Source organism: Mycobacterium sp. IDUB_39 (assembly GCF_055419205.1).
Window position 1 is genome coordinate 730761 of record NZ_JBVAXF010000002.1, and the last position, 16712, is coordinate 747472.

17 protein-coding genes are annotated in these 16712 nt (G+C 66.6%); 10 read left to right on the forward strand and 7 right to left on the reverse strand.

The window, feature by feature from the left end:
* The first annotated feature begins 5 nt into the window (after nt 1–5).
* Both ACZY0X_RS09810 and ACZY0X_RS09815 read left to right on the forward strand, forming a co-directional pair.
* Complete coding sequence (locus tag ACZY0X_RS09810) at nt 6–581, forward strand: cupin domain-containing protein (RefSeq protein ID WP_241403601.1); 576 nt, start codon at nt 6–8, stop codon at nt 579–581.
* On the forward strand, nt 581–964 hold the full coding sequence (locus tag ACZY0X_RS09815) for a rhodanese-like domain-containing protein (protein WP_463769823.1): 384 nt from the start codon (nt 581–583) through the stop codon (nt 962–964). Before ACZY0X_RS09810 ends, ACZY0X_RS09815 begins: the two co-directional genes overlap by 1 nt.
* Before the next feature lie 10 nt (nt 965–974).
* On the opposite strand, the gene ACZY0X_RS09820 is transcribed toward ACZY0X_RS09815, so the two are convergent.
* The 3 genes from ACZY0X_RS09820 to ACZY0X_RS09830 are packed head-to-tail and all read right to left on the reverse strand — an operon-like array spanning nt 975 to nt 4543.
* A complete protein-coding gene (locus ACZY0X_RS09820) occupies nt 975–2705 on the reverse strand; it encodes an alpha/beta hydrolase (RefSeq protein WP_463769825.1) in 1731 nt (576 codons plus the stop codon).
* Nucleotides 2706–2714: 9 nt separating this feature from the next.
* Nucleotides 2715–3494, reverse strand: a complete 780-nt coding sequence (locus ACZY0X_RS09825; protein ID WP_463769827.1) for an enoyl-CoA hydratase — start codon at nt 3492–3494, stop codon at nt 2715–2717.
* 2 nt (nt 3495–3496) lie between these two features.
* Entirely contained in the window at nt 3497–4543 is a 1047-nt protein-coding gene (locus ACZY0X_RS09830) for an enoyl-CoA hydratase/isomerase family protein (protein WP_463769829.1), read from the reverse strand.
* A 172-nt stretch (nt 4544–4715) separates the two neighbouring features.
* On the opposite strand from ACZY0X_RS09830, the gene ACZY0X_RS09835 reads away from it, so the two are divergent.
* Both ACZY0X_RS09835 and ACZY0X_RS09840 read left to right on the forward strand, forming a co-directional pair.
* Nucleotides 4716–5567 carry a Bax inhibitor-1/YccA family protein gene (locus tag ACZY0X_RS09835; RefSeq protein ID WP_241403606.1) on the forward strand — a complete coding sequence of 284 codons (852 nt, stop codon included), beginning with the start codon at nt 4716–4718 and terminating at the stop codon, nt 5565–5567.
* A gap of 201 nt (nt 5568–5768) precedes the next feature.
* The gene (locus ACZY0X_RS09840) at nt 5769–6602 is read left to right on the forward strand and encodes a hypothetical protein (RefSeq protein WP_463769831.1); all 834 of its coding nucleotides are present in this window, start codon (nt 5769–5771) and stop codon (nt 6600–6602) included.
* Between the two features lie 63 nt (nt 6603–6665).
* On the opposite strand, the gene ACZY0X_RS09845 is transcribed toward ACZY0X_RS09840, so the two are convergent.
* Nucleotides 6666–7883: an acetyl-CoA C-acetyltransferase gene (locus ACZY0X_RS09845; protein ID WP_463769833.1), complete on the reverse strand. Its 1218-nt coding sequence runs from the start codon at nt 7881–7883 to the stop codon at nt 6666–6668.
* Between the two features lie 34 nt (nt 7884–7917).
* On the reverse strand, nt 7918–8886 hold the full coding sequence (locus tag ACZY0X_RS09850) for an SGNH/GDSL hydrolase family protein (protein ID WP_463769835.1): 969 nt from the start codon (nt 8884–8886) through the stop codon (nt 7918–7920).
* 196 nt (nt 8887–9082) lie between these two features.
* On the opposite strand from ACZY0X_RS09850, the gene ACZY0X_RS09855 reads away from it, so the two are divergent.
* The 6 genes from ACZY0X_RS09855 (at nt 9083) to ACZY0X_RS09880 (ending at nt 15284) form a co-directional block, all read left to right on the forward strand.
* Nucleotides 9083–10135 carry an alpha/beta hydrolase gene (locus ACZY0X_RS09855; RefSeq protein ID WP_463769837.1) on the forward strand — a complete coding sequence of 351 codons (1053 nt, stop codon included), beginning with the start codon at nt 9083–9085 and terminating at the stop codon, nt 10133–10135.
* A 29-nt stretch (nt 10136–10164) separates the two neighbouring features.
* Complete coding sequence (locus ACZY0X_RS09860) at nt 10165–11559, forward strand: cystathionine beta-synthase (RefSeq protein ID WP_463769839.1); 1395 nt, start codon at nt 10165–10167, stop codon at nt 11557–11559.
* Between the two features lie 185 nt (nt 11560–11744).
* Nucleotides 11745–12353, forward strand: a complete 609-nt coding sequence (locus tag ACZY0X_RS09865) for an RDD family protein (RefSeq protein WP_463769841.1) — start codon at nt 11745–11747, stop codon at nt 12351–12353.
* A gap of 131 nt (nt 12354–12484) precedes the next feature.
* Entirely contained in the window at nt 12485–13495 is a 1011-nt protein-coding gene (locus tag ACZY0X_RS09870) for a hypothetical protein (protein WP_463769843.1), read from the forward strand.
* A gap of 97 nt (nt 13496–13592) precedes the next feature.
* Nucleotides 13593–14099, forward strand: coding sequence for an RDD family protein (locus ACZY0X_RS09875; protein ID WP_463769845.1), 507 nt, complete (start codon nt 13593–13595; stop codon nt 14097–14099).
* Between the two features lie 6 nt (nt 14100–14105).
* Nucleotides 14106–15284, forward strand: coding sequence for a cystathionine gamma-synthase (locus ACZY0X_RS09880; protein WP_463769847.1), 1179 nt, complete (start codon nt 14106–14108; stop codon nt 15282–15284).
* On the opposite strand, the gene ACZY0X_RS09885 is transcribed toward ACZY0X_RS09880, so the two are convergent.
* Nucleotides 15270–15932 (reverse strand): GOLPH3/VPS74 family protein, encoded by a 663-nt coding sequence (locus ACZY0X_RS09885; protein ID WP_463769849.1) that lies wholly within the window; start codon nt 15930–15932, stop codon nt 15270–15272. The genes ACZY0X_RS09880 and ACZY0X_RS09885 overlap by 15 nt on opposite strands.
* 80 nt (nt 15933–16012) lie before the next feature.
* Entirely contained in the window at nt 16013–16507 is a 495-nt protein-coding gene (greA, locus tag ACZY0X_RS09890; protein ID WP_241403617.1) for a transcription elongation factor GreA, read from the reverse strand.
* Nucleotides 16508–16712: the final 205 nt, after the last annotated feature.

Consider the following 16712-nt stretch of genomic DNA (forward strand, 5'->3'; position numbering starts at 1 on the left):
CCACCATGTCCGTTGCATCTGTGTCTGTTGCACCCACGCCGTCCCCGTTGGTCCTCGCCCCCACCAGGTTGCGTGTGCCCGACCTACTTCAAGCCACCGACCAAGCCGCCGACGACGTGCTGTCGGGGCGCTACCGCCATGTCCTGCCGCCCGGTGGTGTACCGACCGACGAGCGCTGGTTCACGCGTCTGCGCGGCGACGACGAACTCGACGTCTGGCTGATCAGCTGGGTCCCCGAACGGTCCACCGAACTACACGACCACTGCGGCTCGCTGGGTGCGTTGACGGTGGTCTCGGGCGCGTTGGCGGAGACGCGCTGGGACGGCGAGGCGCTGCGCACCCGTCGGCTGGAGGCCGGCGACCAGGCGGGGTTCCCGCTGGGGTGGGTGCACGACGTGGTGTGGGCGCCGGAGTCCATCAGCGTGAGCGGTCAGAGGAAGGCAGGCGCAGTGGGCGGTCCGACGCTCAGCGTGCACGCCTACTCGCCGCCCCTGACCGCCATGTCGTACTACGAGGTGACGGGGCGGAACACCCTGCGCCGCAACCGGACCGAACTGACCGACAAGCCGGAGGGGGAGTAGTGGCAAGCCGAATCGACGCCGTACTGGACGCGGCGCGCGCCAAGCTTGAGCGGATCGAGGCACGCGACGTTCCCGACGCACTTGCGCGCGGCGCCCTGCTGGTCGACATTCGTCCCGCCGCGCAGCGCGCCCGCGAGGGTGACGTCGCCGCCGCCCTCGTCATCGAGCGCAATGTGCTGGAGTGGCGGTGCGACCCCACCAGCGACGCCAAGCTGCCCGAGGCCGTCGGCGACGACGTCGAATGGGTGGTGCTGTGCTCGGAGGGCTACACGTCGAGCCTGGCGGCGGCCGCGTTGAGGGATCTCGGCCTTCACCGCTCCACCGACGTGGTCGGCGGTTATCAGGCGTTGAAGTCCGCCGGTGTGTTGCCCCAGCTCAACTGATCTGGTCGCATCAGCTCGAGTACCCGCGGAGCAGCAGCGGGCGCAACCGCTCGGTCTTCTCCGGTGTCCACCCCGGCGGCTGCATTATGGCCGCCCATGCGTTCGCCACGTCGCGAATGTAGACGTGGCCGTGGCCGTCCGGAACGTCGATGGCGACCGCCATATCGGCTGACACCTGTAGGAACGTCACCACGGGAATCCACTCCATCTCGGGTGACACGTCGTAGCCGCGCGGCTCCTTGAGCCAATCGGGCTTGGCGAACAGCAGATCCGGATTCCACCAGGCGATCGGATCCGACGCGTGTTGCAGGTACACCACGCGCGGTGTGCCCCACGGCTCGGCGGGCCGGTCGAGGTTCTTCGGCTCGGCCGCGAATCGGACGTTCTGGCCCTCGTCGAAGATCGGCAGCCACTCCGGCGACCCCGCGTCGCGGTTCTGCGTCAGGTGGGTCCAGATCGTGTTGTTGAACGTGGGCCCGGAGAACAGTGCGCCGTCGGTGCGGGCGAGCAGATTGTTCAGTGAGAGGAACGGTGTCTCCCCGCCGAACGACCCCAGGCTCTCGCCGAACACCACGAGCTTCGGGCGGTCGGCCTCGGGCATCACGCGGACCAACGCGTCGACCGCCTCGAACAACGCCTGGGCGGCCTGACGGGCGTTCTCCTTGTCGACGAGGAACGACAACCAGCTGGGCAGATAGGAGTACTGCATCGAGACGATCGCGGTGTTGCCGTTGTACATGAACTCCAACGACGATGCCTCGGCGGCGTTGATCCAGCCGGTGCCGGTCGTGGTGGCCACGGCCACGACGTCGCGGTTCAGCCCACCGGTGCGCAGAAGCTCCTGGGCGGCAAGGGCGGCGGTCGCCTTGAGGTCCTCTGCGGAGTTCTTGCCCGCGTACACGCGAATCGGTTCGATGGCCGGGGCGTTGTTGAAATTCGTGAGCTCCTCGACCGTCGGGCCTCCGCCGACGAAGACACGACCCTGGTGGCCCAGTGAGTCCCAGGTGACCAGCGATCCGGGGCCACCTGATCGCAAATCGCTGGTGGGAGCGGGATTGTCGGCGTCGAGTTCGTCGTTGACCGAGGCGAACGACTTGTTCAGCACATCCATCGCGACGCGCACCACGACACCGTTGAGGAGCGCGATGCTGAGCGCCAGCAGCAGGCTGACGACCACCACCGCCGACACCCGGGGCGGCGCGAACCGGTCCAGTTGACGAACCAGATACCGCACCAATCTGCCTACCAGCTGGCCGATTTCGACAAAGGCGAACAGGAAGACGAGCGCGAGCACGGCGGTCAGCGGGTGGTCCCAGAAGCCCAGCCGCGGCACACCCATGAAGTCGCGGACATCGTCCTGCCAGACGTGGAACCAGATGATCGCCAGGACCTGTCCGATCACACCCACGACGAGTAGCGCCAGCCATGCCCACGATGGCGCGCGCGGGGAGGTCTCCTTGGAGCGCATGTAGCGCACGAGCCAGACACCGAACACGCCGATGCTGTATCCGATCGCGCCCGCGGCACCGCTCACCGCACCCTGGAACAGCGGTCCGCGGGGCAGCAGCGACGGCGTCATCGAGAGCCAGATGAACACCAGCCCAATGGCGGTGCCGAAGAACGTGTAGTGCCGAAGCCACCACGGCGGCTGGACCTGCGAGGACTCGTCGTCCGGTGTGGGTTCCGGTGCGGCCGAGGGCTCCTGCGGGTCCTTGGGTGCCAGGGTGTCGGTGTCGGTCACCCGCGAATATTAGCGGTGAGTGAAGTTCGGTGGGCGCTTCTCGACGAAGGCTGCCATGCCCTCGGTCTGGTCATCGGTGGCGAAAGCCGAGTGGAACAGCCGGCGCTCGTAGAGCAGTCCCTCGTCGAGTGTGGTCTCGAAGGCGCGATTGACGGCCTCCTTGGCCATCCGCGACGCCGACCGCGACATCCCGGCGATGGTGGCGGCGACGGCCTTGGCCTCCTCGAGCAGGCTGTCCGCGGGCACAACGCGCGCGACGAGCCCGGCGCGTTCGGCCTCCTCGGCATCCATATTGCGTCCGGTGAGGATCAGATCCATCGCCTTGGCCTTCCCGATGGCGCGCGTCAGACGCTGGCTTCCGCCCATGCCCGGCAGCACGCCGAGCTTGATCTCCGGCTGGCCGAACTTCGCTGTGTCGGCGGCGATCAGGATGTCGCACATCATCGCCAACTCGCAGCCACCGCCCAGTGCGTAACCGGCGACCGCGGCGATGGTCGGCGTGCGGGTCGCGGCGAACTTCGTCCACGCGGCGAAGAAGTCGGTGTCGAAGACGTCGGCGAACGACAGCTCGGCCATCTCCTTGATGTCGGCGCCGGCGGCGAAGGCTCGCTCGTTGCCGGTGAGCAGGATCGCGCCGACGCCGGGGTCGGCGTCCAGTTCGGCTGTGGCCGCGGTGATATCGGCCATCACCTGGCTGTTGAGGGCGTTGAGCGCTTTCGGGCGGTTCAGCGTGATGATGGCGACGCGGTCCTCGCGTGTGACCAGGATGGTCTCGTAGCTCGTGCTCATGGTTACTCCTGTCCGGGGAAGGTGAGGTCGGGGTCGGCGGGTGCGAAATAGGCCGCGACGTCGGCCTCGGTGCACTGTGTCAGGTCAGCCGGCGACCACTTCGGATTGCGGTCCTTGTCGACGAGTTGGGCGCGGATGCCCTCGACCAGATCGTGGGACCTCAACGCCGCCGATGACGTCCGGAACTCCTCGCGCAGAACGTCTTCCAGGGTGTCGAGTCTGCCCGCGCGGCGGACCGCCTCCAGCGTGACGGAAAGCGCGATCGGCGATCTGGTGGCGATCAGGTTGGCCGCGTCGTTGGCGGGTTCGGCGTCGTGACCGCGCAGCTCGGCGATGATGTCGGCGACCGTCTCCGCGGCGTAGCAGTGGTCGATCCAGTGTTGTTGCGCGAGCAGCGTGCTGGCAGGCGGCTCGATGGCGTGGGCCGACACTGCGGCGTCGGCCCCGTCGGCGATCACGGCGGCCTTGAAGGCGTCGAGGGCGTTGTGCGGTACGTAGTGATCGGCGAAGCCCATCGCGATGGCGTCCGCCCCGGAGAACGGTGCGCCGGTCAGTGCGGCGTGCACACCGAGCAGCCCGGGTGTGCGGGCCAAAAGGTAGGTGCCGCCGACATCGGGGATGAAGCCGATGCCCACCTCGGGCATGCCCATCTTGGTCGTGTCGGTGACGACCCGCACGCTCCCGTGCGCACTGACGCCGACGCCACCGCCCATCACGATGCCGTCCATCACCGCGACATAGGGCTTGCGGTAGTTCGCGATGCGGGCGTTGTGGATGTACTCGTCACGCCAGAACGCCAGTGACTCGGTGCCACCGGATTTGGCGTCGTGATAGATCGCGACGACGTCGCCGCCCGCGCACAGGCCGCGCTCGCCGGCGCCCGTCAGCAGCAGCGTGTGGACATCGTCGTCGGTGGCCCAGGCCTCCAAGGCGTTCGCCATTGCCGTGACCATGGCGTAGTTGAGCGAGTTGATCGCCTTTGGCCTGTTCAGGGTCATGAGGCCGACGCCATTCTGCGTACTTACTAGGACGTCCTCGTTTTCTGTCACGTCAGCAATGTAGAACGTCGGGCTCAGCGACGACGCGACGGGTAGCGTCACGCTGAGGAAGTTCACAGAAACCACGAAACGAAAGTCGACGGCGGGGAACCTTGTCTGCCACGCTGATCGTTGGTGGAGTATTCGTCATCAGACGAAACACAGCACAGGAGAGGATCCGACGGTGCGCGAAAGCAGCAACCCGGTATTCCGTTCACTGCCCAAGGGGCAGCAAGGCGGATACGCGCAGTTCGGTACCGGAGCCGCTGGCTACGGTGCCCAGGCGGTGCACGCCGACCCCTATACGGCGCAGTACCCCGATCAGCAGCAGAAGGGCGTCGCCCGGCCGCTGACCATCGATGACGTCGTCACCAAGACCGGGGTCACCCTGGCGGTTCTGACAGCCGTCGCGGTCGTCTCCTACTTCCTGGTGTCCTCCAACATGTCGCTGATGATGCCGTTCGTGCTCGTCGGCGGCCTCGGTGGCTTCGCACTGGTCATGATCGCGACGTTCGGTCGCAAGCAGGACAACCCCGCCATCGTGCTGACCTATGCGGCGCTGGAGGGTCTCTTCCTGGGTGCGGCGTCGTTCATGTTCGCGAACCTCGTCTCCACCGGTGGCCCCGGAATGATTGCGCAGGCGATCTTCGGCACCATCGGCGTATTCGTCGGCATGCTCTTCGTCTACAAGACCGGCGCCATTCGGGTGACGCCCAAGTTCACCCGAATGCTGGTGGCCGCCTTGTTCGGTGTGATGGCCATCATGCTGCTCAACCTGGTGCTCGCGCTGTTCGGCGTGGGCGGCGGCGAGGGCTTCGGGCTTCGCAGCGGTGGCCCGCTCGCGATCATCTTCTCGCTCGTCTGCATCGGTCTCGCGGCGTTCATGTTCCTGATCGACTTCGACTCGGCCGATCAGATGATCCGCGCCGGTGCGCCGGAGAAGGCCGCGTGGGGCATCGCCCTTGGCCTGACCGTCACCCTGGTCTGGCTGTACCTCGAAATTCTGCGGTTGCTGTCGTACTTCAATAACGACTAGTAGCCAACCCCTGGAAAGGCGTCCGCGATAGCGGGCGCCTTTCTTTTTGTCCAGTTGCGTTGAGATAGCGGTGACGTACACGGCCACTCGCACTTTGGTCGCGTCAGCGCTATCTCAACGTGGATTGGTGGCCCCCTGTGGATTGGTGCCCCCTGTGGATGGAACGGGCGCCGAAGTCACAGCGATGCCACGGTGCGAAGCATGGAGCGGATCTTCGTCGGCAGTGAGGCATTAGCAGCGGGCACCGTCACCCCCTTCGAACTCAGGCAGCATTACCGCCGCCTGCTGCCCGACGTCTACGGCCCACGACGGGGTGCGCTGACACTCGATGAGCGTGCCGTCGCAACGTGGTTGTGGTCGAAGCGCGAGGGGGTTGTCTCAGGTGTTGCGGCGTCGGCGGTGTTGGGGGCGAAGTGGGTGGACGTCGCCGCGCCGATCGAGCTGAACTGGGCCAACAATCGGGCGCCGGCTGGCGTAATCACGCGTAGGGACACGCTTCTCGACGGTGAGGTGATGATCATTGACGACTTGCCGGTCACCACCGCGGACCGAACGGCATTCGACCTCGCGCGCCGCGGACCGGTCGGACAGGCAGTCGCGCGACTGGATGCGCTCGCCAGGGCTACTCACTTCAAGGTCGACGACGTGCACGCGCTATCGCTCCGTCACCCTCGGGTGAAGGGATTGCGAAGGACAGATCAAGTCCTAGATCTGGTCGACGCGGGAGCGGAATCGCCGAAGGAGACGTGGCTTCGACTTCTGTTGATCGATGCGGGATTTCCGAGACCGCAAACCCAGATTCCGGTACTGGACCCCGACGGATACCCCCGCTACCACCTAGACATGGGTTGGGAGGACATGATGATCGCCGTCGAGTACGACGGTGACGACCATCGCGAACGCCCGCGCTGGGGCAGAGACATCAAGCGGGCCGAATACCTTGCGTACCTTGGGTGGACGCACATTCGCGTGGTAGCGGGCGACCGTAGGCCCGAGATAATCCACCGTGTGAGCCGCGCCTGGGCGTTGAGATAGCGCTGGCGGCGATTGCTACTCGCACTTTCGCAACGCCAGCGCTATCTCAACGCAAGGGAGGTGTTAGGACAAGCGCTCCACGACCATCGCCATGCCCTGGCCGCCGCCGACGCACATCGACTCAATGCCGAACGTCTTGTCATGGGTGGCAAGGTTGTTCAGCAGGGTCGCGGTGATGCGTGCGCCCGTCATGCCGAAGGGATGGCCCAGCGCGATGGCGCCGCCGGACACGTTCAGCCGGTCCTCGTCGATGCCGAGTTCGCGAGCCGAGCCGAGCACCTGCACGGCGAACGCCTCGTTGATCTCGACCAGGTCGATGTCGGAGATCTTCTTGCCCGCCTTGGCCAGTGCTCGCTTGATCGCCTCGATCGGGCCCAGGCCCATGATCTCCGGCGACAGGCCCGAGACGCCGGTCGACACGATGCGCGCCAACGGGGTCAGCCCCAGCTGCTTGGCCTTGGTGTCGCTCATGATGACCACTGCGGCAGCGCCGTCATTGAGCGGACACGCGTTGCCCGCCGTGATGGTGCCGTTCGGCCGGAACACGGGCTGGAGCTGGCTGATCTTCTCGTAGGTGGTGCCGGCGCGGGGGCCGTCGTCGGTCGACACGACGGTGCCGTCGGCCAGTGTCACCGGTGAGATCTCGCGGGCGAAGAACCCGCTGTTGATGGCCGCCTCGGCCCGGTTCTGGCTGCGCACGGCCCAGTGATCCTGGTCCTCACGGCTGACGCCGCTGTACAGCGCGACGTTCTCGGCGGTCTGGCCCATCGCGATGTAGACGTCCGGGATGCTGCCGTCCTGGCGGGGGTCGTGCCACTCGGTGGCACCCTCGGCCTGCTTGGCGGTACGGGCCTGAGCCTCGGCGAAGATCTCGTTCTTGCTGTTGGGCGCACCGTCGGCCGCGCCGACACCGAAGCGCGACACCGTCTCAACGCCCGCGGAGATGAACACGTCACCCTCGCCGGCCTTGATCGCGTGGAACGCCATGCGCGTGGTCTGCAGCGACGACGAGCAGTAGCGGTTGACCGTGGTACCGGGCAGGAAGTCGTAGCCGAGCTCGACGGCGACGGCACGGGCGATGTTGTAGCCGGCCTCACCGGCGGGCTGCGCGCAGCCCATCATCAGGTCGTCGATGTCCTTGGGGTCCAAGGACGGCACCTTGTCCAGCGCGGCACGAACCATCTGCGTGGCGAGGTCATCGGGACGCATGGTGGCCAGGGATCCCTTGACGGCGCGGCCGATCGGGGAACGCGCTGTGGCGACGATGACGGCTTCAGGCATTACGACTCCTAGTTCGAGGTGATTACTCCCGAACCTAACCCGTGACCGGTGCGACGATCGGCGCGGGTACGCCCGTCGTGCGACGCCACAGCTTGCCGATGCCGCCGATCCGGGCCAGAAGCGTCGTCGCGTCGTCCGACCGAGATTCCAGCGCAGGCTCCATCGTGGGGTCACCGGCGCGCTCGCCCAACGCATTACAGAGCGCCGGCAGCAGCTGCGTGGCCGCCAGGGCGTAACCGGCCGCCGACGGATGGAACATGTCGGGGGAGAACAGCACATCGGGAGCCTTCTGGAACTCCGGTGTCAGCAGGTCGGAGAACGGCACGGGAACGCCGCCGGCGGCCCGCACCGCCGATGCCTGCGAACGCGCCAGACGCCGCCCGAGGTTGCGCGCCACCCAGCGCAGCGGCTGCGGGATGGCGGTGATGACACCGAAGTCCGGGCAGGTGCCCACGACGACGACCGCACCGCTGGCCTTCAGTCGATGCACGGCGTCGCCCAGCCGTCGGGCGGACTGCGGAATGCCGTTCATGGCTGTGACGTCATTGGCGCCGATCATGACGACGGCGGCGTCCGGGGGTGGGCCGGCGACGAACATCGCATCGATCTGACCGGACAGCCCCTTGGAGGTGGCACCGACGATCGCCTTGGTGCTCAGCCAGACGCGTTTGCCTGACTCCTCGGCCAGCCCGCGGGCGATAAGCACGCCGGGTACCTCGTCGGCGTACGAACAGCCATAACCCGTGGCGGTCGAGTCGCCGAAGACCATCAGGTGCAGGTCGAACGGGATTCCGCGGTGCCACCTCTCCGGCGGTCCGCCGCCAGGTGAGTAGACGCCGTCGGCGCGGGGTGGCACATCCCAGGACTTGGGAATGACGCGGCGGGCCTGGTCGGCCTGCCCGCTCAGCAGGTTGCGGACCCCGACATATGCAGAGCCCGTCGATGCCAGCGCGGCCGCGGCCGCCAAGGCGACAGTCGACCGACGCGGTGCGCGAATGCCCACGGCGGCCAGTTTAGGCGCGGAGTGAGCGGATGCCCGCGTGGCGAGGCGCGCTCGGTGGTCACGGTGCTGTATCAAGTCCGGTAACAAAACGAATCCCTTGATTGTTGAACTGAACATGGGATGTCAAGCTAAGTTTCCTGGACTGGCTAGGCAGTAGCAGCACTGGGCACTACAACGGCGTAGGGAAGTGGTGGCGATGACGGCACCAAGCAAGCTCCACGGGACATCGAGAGCGGGAGTAAGCGCAGGTAGGGCGCGTAAAACGCGACGTTATCCTGTCAGCGACGGCGCACCCGTCGAGATCGTGGAGGACGGTCCGAGCGTGGCCGGTAGGTTGTTTGCTCTGGCCGCGATGATGACGATCAAGCCAACGCTGACCATCGGCAGCCTTGCACCGCGTTTGCCCTGGCCGTGGGGTCTTGTCGACATCGTCTCGCGGGTCCTGCGACCCGCGCCGGGGACGGTGCGGGCCACGATATCGCTGCTGAACTGCACCGCGCAGCTGGTCCGCGCAGCGGGCGTGCTGCCCGCCGACGGCACTCGCAGCGTCGTGCTCTACATGCACGGTGGCGCGTTCCTGACGTGTGGTGTGAACTCGCACGGACGCCTGGTGACGGCCCTGTCGCAGTTCGCCGACGCCCCGGTCCTGGTCGTCAACTACCGGATGATCCCGAAGCACTCGATCGGCCAGGCGCTCGACGACTGTTACGACGCCTACAAGTGGTTGCGTCTCAAGGGGTATGAGCCCGATCAGATCGTGCTCGCCGGTGACTCCGCTGGCGGATACCTGTCGCTGGCGCTGGCCGAGAGGCTCCACCTCGAGGACGAGCTGCCCGCCGCAGTGGTCACCATGTCGCCGCTCTTCGAGATCGACAACGAGGGACGCGCGCAGCATCCGAACGCGCGGGCCGACGTGATGTTCCCGCCCAAGGCGTTCGATGCCCTGGTTGAGCTGATCGAGTCCGCCGCCGAGCGTCACATCGTCGACGGCAGGCCCGAGGAGGTCTACGAACCGCTCGATCACATCGAGTCCGGCCTGCCGCGCACCTTGATCCACGTGTCGGGGTCGGAGGTTCTGCTCAACGATGCGCGCAAGGCCGCGCATATGCTGGCCGCCGCCGGCGTGCCGGTCGAAGTGCGGATCTGGCCAGGTCAGATGCATGTGTTCCAGCTGGGAGCGCCCGCGGTCAAGGAAGCGACGCGTTCGCTGAAGCAGATCGGCGACTACATTCGTGAGGCGACGTGGTGAGGCACCTGCGGGCCTGACACGATGGACGCATGCGGATAGCGCGCCACGTCAGTGAACTCATCGGCAACACACCCCTCGTACAACTGAACTCTGTTGTGCCCGAAGGGGCGGGGATCGTGGCCGCCAAGATCGAATACCTCAACCCGGGCGGCAGCTCAAAGGACCGCATCGCGATCAAGATGATCGACGCCGCAGAGGCCAGCGGCGAGCTCAAGCCGGGCGGGACCATCGTCGAACCCACGTCGGGGAACACCGGAGTGGGTTTGGCCTTAGTCGCCCAGCTGCGTGGCTACCACTGCATCTTCGTGTGCCCGGACAAGGTCAGCGAGGACAAACAGAACGTGCTGCGGGCGTACGGGGCCGACGTCGTGGTGTGCCCCACCGCGGTCGCGCCCGACGACCCGGACAGCTACTACAGCGTGTCCAACCGGCTCGTCGAGGAGATCGACGGCGCATGGAAGCCCGACCAGTACTCCAACCCGATGGGGCCGGAGAGCCACTACGAGACCACCGGCCCCGAGATCTGGGCCGACACCGACGGCAAGGTCACCCATTTCGTCGCCGGCGTCGGCACCGGAGGGACCATCACCGGCACCGGGCGCTACCTCAAGGAGGTGTCGGGAGGCGCGGTGAAGATCATCGGCGTCGACCCCGAGGGCTCGGTCTACTCGGGTGGCACCGGTCGGCCCTACCTCGTCGAGGGCGTTGGCGAGGACTTCTGGCCGTCCGCGTATGACCCGACGGTGCCCGACGAGATCATCGCGGTGTCGGATGCCGACTCGTTCGAGATGACGCGCCGCCTGGCCCGTGAGGAAGCGCTGCTCGTTGGTGGGTCATGTGGCATGGCCGCGGTCGCGGCGATCAAGGTGGCTGAGCAAGCCGGACCGGATGCGGTGGTCGTGGTGCTGCTGCCCGATGGCGGACGTGGGTATCTCTCAAAGGTTTTCAACGACTCGTGGATGCAGTCGTACGGATTCCTGAGGAGCAGGCTGGATGGTTCGGTGACGGAGTCCACCGTCGGCGACGTGCTGCGCGGCAAGTCTGGCGCGCTGCCCGACCTGGTTCACACGCATCCGGCCGAGACGGTGCGCGATGCCGTCGGCATCCTGCGGGAGTACGGCGTCTCTCAGATGCCGGTCGTGGGTGCCGAGCCTCCGGTGATGGCAGGGGAGGTGGCGGGAAGCGTGTCCGAACGCGAGCTTCTCTCCGCGGTATTCGAGGGTCGAGCAAAGCTCGCCGATGCCGTGTCGCAGCACATGAGCCCGCCGTTGCCGCTGATCGGTGCAGGTGAACTCGTCAGTGCGGCGGCCGAGAAACTGCGTGAGTCCGATGCCGTGATGGTGGTCGAGGAGGGCAAGCCCGTCGGCGTGCTCACGCGCCACGATTTGCTCGGATTCCTTTCCGACAGCAGTAGCCGCCGGTAGAGCGGACATAACCCGGCTTATGAGGGCGGCGTGCACGCCGAACTTCGTTTGCTTGGGTAAGCATTGGGGCCGGTTGGTGGAATGGCAGGCGATGACAGAATTCGGTTTTTGCCCGCATTTCTGATGGGGTTCTCAGGTAGGGTAAAACCGCTTGTTCCCAGCTAATTCATCACTGGAAGGCGCCAATGACCGATCAACCGCCACCCCCCGGGAACTATCCGCCTCCGCCGCCTGGTGGGAGCTACCCACCGCCTCCGCCGCCGCAGGGTGGTGGCTACCCGCCTCCCGCGGGTGCGCCTGGAGGCCCCGGCGCCGCGCTGCCGACCGAGGCATACACGCCGTGGGTGACCCGGGTCCTGGCGTGGCTCATCGATTTCCTGCCATTCTTCATCGTCGTCGGCATCGGCTGGGCCATTCAGATGCTCACCCAGGAAACGGACTGCATCACTCAGGTTTCCGAGTACGATCTCGGCGAATTCTGTGTCACCCAGAATTCAGCGCTGGGAGCCGCGGCGTTTTGGATCTGCTACGCGATCGGCTTGGCGTACCTGGTCTGGAACTACGGGTACCGACAGGGGACCACCGGGTCGAGCATCGGCAAGTCGGTCATGAAGTTCAAGGTTGTCAGTGAGAAGACTTGGCAGCCCATCGGTTTCGGTATGTCGATCGTGCGGCAGCTCGCGCACATCGTCGATTCGCTCATCTGCTACATCGGGTACCTGTTCCCGTTGTGGGATTCGAAGCGGCAGACGATCGCCGACAAGATCATGACCACCGTCTGCGTGCCCCTTTAATAAAGTCCCCCAACGAGAATCGTCGGCCCGCGGTGACCGCCGCGGGCCGACGTGTTTCTCGGTCAACACCACAATCAGTACCATCCCGGTACAAGACATCAACGGTACGAACTCATCAGGAGCACGGCGCCATGACTCAACAACCGCCCCCACCGCCATCCGGGAGCTACCCGCCTCCGCCGGGTGGTTACCCGCCTCCGCCGGAGGGTGGCGGTTACCAGCCTCCGCAGGGCGGCGGCTACCAGCAGCAGCCACCCTCCGCCGGCTACCCGCCACCGCCGCAGGGTGGTTACCCGCCGCCTCCGCAGGGTGGTTACCCGCCGCCTCCGCAGGGTGGCTACCCGCCGCCTCCGCAGGGTGGCTACCCGCCGCCGCCGCAGGGATACCCGCCCGCCCCGGGATACCCGCCCGCGGGTGGGCCGGGATACGGGGCGCCGGTCTACAGCGTCGGCGAAGCCTTCTCGTGGGCGTGGAACAAGTTCAGCAAGAACGCGGTTCCGCTGCTCGTCCCCACGTTGGTGTACGCGATCATCCTGAGCATCGTCTACGGGATCGTGTACGGCACCGCGATGGCCCTGGCACCGGACACCACCTTCGAGTCGTATGAGACCGATACCAGCTTCTCGTACTCGTACAACGCGGGATTGGGCGCCGCCAGCATCGTCGTGCTCATCCTCGGCGGCCTCCTGATGCTCGTACTGGTCGCCGCGGTCCAGTCGGCGTTCCTCAGTGGTGTGCTGGACATCGCCAATGGGCAACCGGTGACGATCGGCTCGTTCTTCAAGCCGCGCAACGTCGCCAACGTCATCATCGCCACCGTGATCGTCGGAGTGCTGACCTCCATCGGTTACGCGCTCTGTGTGGTGCCCGGCCTCGTCGTGGCGTTGTTCGCGATCTTCACGACGGTCATCGTCGTCGATCGCGGAACCGGTGCCATCGATGCGATCAAGGGCAGTTTCGAGATCGTCAAGGCGAACTTCGTGCAGGTGCTCTTGGCCTACTTGGTCATCGCCGCGACCACCTTCGTCGGCTCGCTGCTCTGCGGTGTTGGCCTGCTGGTGGCCATTCCGGTGGCGGCGCTGTTCCTGGTGTTCACCTACCGCCGGCTCAGTGGCGGTCAGGTCGCGCCTCAGACCCCGTAGTCCGGCCCAAAGACAGTGGCACGGCGGCCCCGCGGCTCACCACCGCGGGGCCGTCGTGTTCTGCTTGAACCAGCCGCAATGTCCAGGAGGGGAACCAGTGGTCACCAAGACCGGCACGCAGTACGCGCCATGGCTGCGGCGTGCCGGGGCGGTCGTGATCGACGCGCTGCCCATCCTGGGCATCGAGGTGCTGGCGTTGGGGCTCATGTGGCTCACCAGAATTCGCGCCTGCGACGGTGACACGTCGGCGCTTGACCTGGCTGCTCAATGCGGTTCGGGTATCAGCGTTGCGGGTGTGGTGGCCTTCGTCGCGGCGTGGCTGGGCGTCGTCGGCTACGGCGCGTGGAACTTCGGGTACCGGCAGGGCCGCAGAGGCGCCACGCTCGGCAAGTCAGCTATGGGCCTGGCCGTGGTGGGCGCGGAGTCGGGTCAACCGGTTGGCGTGCTCTGGGCTCTCGTCCGGCTCGCGGCACAGCTCGTGAATCTGGTCAGCCTCGGGCTGGGCTTCCTGTGGCCGTTGTGGGACAACCGTCATCAGACCTTCGCCGACAAGCTCGTCACGACTGTCTGCATTCGAGAGCTGAGTTCGACAGCGCTACCCTGATCGACCATGAGCGAGAAGCGGTCGAAGACAGACGCGTATCAGGCCTACGGTCCCGCGACGAAGGCCATTCACGCCGGTTACCGGCCCGATCCGGCCACCGGCGCAGTGAACGCGCCGATCTACGCCAGCTCCACGTTCGCCCAGGACGGCGTCGGTGGGCTGCGCGGCGGCTTCGAGTACGCCCGTACCGGCAACCCGACCAGATCGGCGCTGGAGACCGCGCTCGCGGCCGTCGAGGGCGGGACCTTCGGGCGGGCCTTCAGCTCGGGTATGGCGGCCACCGACTGCGCACTGCGCGCGATCCTGCGGCCGGGTGATCACGTCGTCATTCCCGACGATGCCTACGGCGGCACGTTCCGTCTGATCGACAAGGTGTTCTCCCAGTGGGGTGTCACCCATACGCCTGCGGCGCTGACCAACGTCGACGACGTCAAGAGCGCGATCACAGACAAGACCAGGCTCATCTGGGTCGAGACGCCGACCAACCCGCTGCTGTCGATCGCCGATATCTCGGCGATCGCACAGCTCGCGTCGACGTCGGGGGTGAAGGTGTTGGTGGACAACACATTCGCGTCGCCGGCGCTGCAACAGCCGTTGGCACTCGGCGCGGACGTGGTGCTGCACTCGACCACCAAGTACATCGGCGGGCACTCCGACGTGGTCGGCGGTGCGCTGGTGACGAACGACGAGGAACTCGACGAGGCGTTCGCGTTTCTGCAGAACGGCGCCGGTGCGGTGCCGGGGCCGTTCGACGCCTACCTCACCATGCGCGGACTGAAGACGCTGCCACTGCGGATGCAGCGGCACAGTGAGAACGCCGCGCGCGTCGCGGAGTTCCTGCACGAGCACCCCGCCGTCGAGAGCGTGCTCTACCCGGGTCTGCCCAGCCACCCGAACCACGATGTCGCCGCGCGCCAGATGTCGGGCTTCGGCGGGATGGTGTCGGTGCGATTACGCGGTGGCCGGGACGCCGCACACATGTTGTGCGCGCGCACCGAGATCTTCATCCTGGCCGAGTCGCTCGGCGGTGTGGAGTCGCTCATCGAGCATCCCGGTGCGATGACCCACGCATCCACGGAGGGCTCACAACTCGAGGTACCCGCGGATCTGGTGCGGCTGTCGGTCGGCATCGAGGACATCGCCGACCTGCTGGGCGACCTCGACCAGTCCCTACAGCAGCGCTGACCGCACCGCCGAGGCGGTGACGGCCAGGTTGACCTCAGCCAGCGTCGTCGGTGACTCGTCGACCCAACTACCGCTGGAGATCTCGCTGGCGCGGGCGTGCACCCACCGCCAGCCCCGGTCGTTGAGGCTCAACAGCGCGCCGAGGCCGTCGCCCGCGTGCAGCAGCGTGACAATCGCCGCGGTCGACGGGGTGGGCGGCGTGCGGTCGAACAGCGTGGACAACACGGCTGCACGTGCCGGGCCGACCCGGTGCCGATTGGTGAACGGCCACGCGTGCGGTGCGGCGGATCGCCTGGAGGGCAAGTCGACTCGGCGGATCTCGCCGAGGCGCTCGAGGTGTGTGGCGACGTGTTCCTGCGCGCCCATGCGCAGCTTCGACACCGCGGTGCGGGGTGTGAGCGGTCGCCGCTGAAGCAGTTCCAGCGCGGGTCTGACCGCCGGGTCCACTGGACCGCGGCCGTCGAGCGCCACAAGCATGCCCGACTCCACCGGATCGCCGGTCACGGCGGGCCGGATGCGACACGCGTGTGCGAGGTCGAGCAGCGCCGCCGCCGCGAGCAACCGCTCGCGACGGTCACGCTCCAGCGCGGGCTGCGCGGCAGCGTTGTCCAACAGCAGGAGGAACAGGTCCTCGGCGATCTGCGCCACGTAACGGACCGTAGATCAGTGCAGCCTCTCGCCGCGAACTGAGTCGCGACTGCAGAGTGCTGTGAAGGGCTAACGGCCCACTAGGAGTGGTACGGCTTGGCCTTCGCCAACGTCACCTTGACGGTGTTGCCGTTGGGGACCGTGTACTCCCGGGTCTCGCCTTCCTTGGCGTTGATCAGCGCGCCGCCAAGCGGCGAGTTGGGCGAGTAGACCTCGAGCTTGCCGTCGCTGACGCCCTCCTGGCGGGTGGCGATCAGGAACGTCTCCTCGTCGGACTGGTCACCGTTGTAGTACACCGTGACCACCGAGCCGGGCAGCGCGACGCCGGACTGCTTGGGCGCCTCGCCGACCTTGGCGTTGTTGAGGAGCTCCTGCAGCTGGCGGATGCGGGCCTCTTCTTGGCCCTGCTCATCGCGAGCCGCGTGGTAGCCACCGTTCTCGCGCAGGTCGCCCTCTTCGCGGCGGTCGTTGATCTCGGCGGCGATGACGGGTCGATGAGCGATCAGCTGGTCCAGCTCGGCCTTCAGACGATCGTGTGCTTCCTGGGTCAGCCAGTTGACCTGAGTGTCGGTCATATCGTCGCGCTCCTGTCGTAGGTCCCGCATTCGTTGGTGCAAGTTCATGTGTATTGCCGCGATCGCAAGCGCCTAGTCGCGCGCATATGCAGCAATACACGGTCCCAGGATGGGAACCGTGTACCCATCGATGGTACCACCGCGAGGTCAGCCGCTCTTTACGCTTTTGCCGCCGGGCGTTGGTCGGGAGGTTGCCGGGAGGGCC

What these genes read in the sequence shown, in the direction of transcription:
- ACZY0X_RS09810 (WP_241403601.1), top strand. Translation starts at nt 6, where the DNA reads ATGTCCGTTGCATCTGTGTCTGTTGCACCCACGCCGTCCCCGTTGGTC.
- ACZY0X_RS09825 (WP_463769827.1), bottom strand. Translation starts at nt 3,494, where the DNA reads ATGAGCACGAGCTACGAGACCATCCTGGTCACACGCGAGGACCGCGTC.
- ACZY0X_RS09840 (WP_463769831.1), top strand. Translation starts at nt 5,769, where the DNA reads ATGGAGCGGATCTTCGTCGGCAGTGAGGCATTAGCAGCGGGCACCGTC.
- ACZY0X_RS09845 (WP_463769833.1), bottom strand. Translation starts at nt 7,883, where the DNA reads ATGCCTGAAGCCGTCATCGTCGCCACAGCGCGTTCCCCGATCGGCCGC.
- ACZY0X_RS09855 (WP_463769837.1), top strand. Translation starts at nt 9,083, where the DNA reads ATGACGGCACCAAGCAAGCTCCACGGGACATCGAGAGCGGGAGTAAGC.
- ACZY0X_RS09860 (WP_463769839.1), top strand. Translation starts at nt 10,165, where the DNA reads ATGCGGATAGCGCGCCACGTCAGTGAACTCATCGGCAACACACCCCTC.
- ACZY0X_RS09865 (WP_463769841.1), top strand. Translation starts at nt 11,745, where the DNA reads ATGACCGATCAACCGCCACCCCCCGGGAACTATCCGCCTCCGCCGCCT.
- ACZY0X_RS09870 (WP_463769843.1), top strand. Translation starts at nt 12,485, where the DNA reads ATGACTCAACAACCGCCCCCACCGCCATCCGGGAGCTACCCGCCTCCG.
- ACZY0X_RS09880 (WP_463769847.1), top strand. Translation starts at nt 14,106, where the DNA reads ATGAGCGAGAAGCGGTCGAAGACAGACGCGTATCAGGCCTACGGTCCC.
- greA (WP_241403617.1), bottom strand. Translation starts at nt 16,507, where the DNA reads ATGACCGACACTCAGGTCAACTGGCTGACCCAGGAAGCACACGATCGT.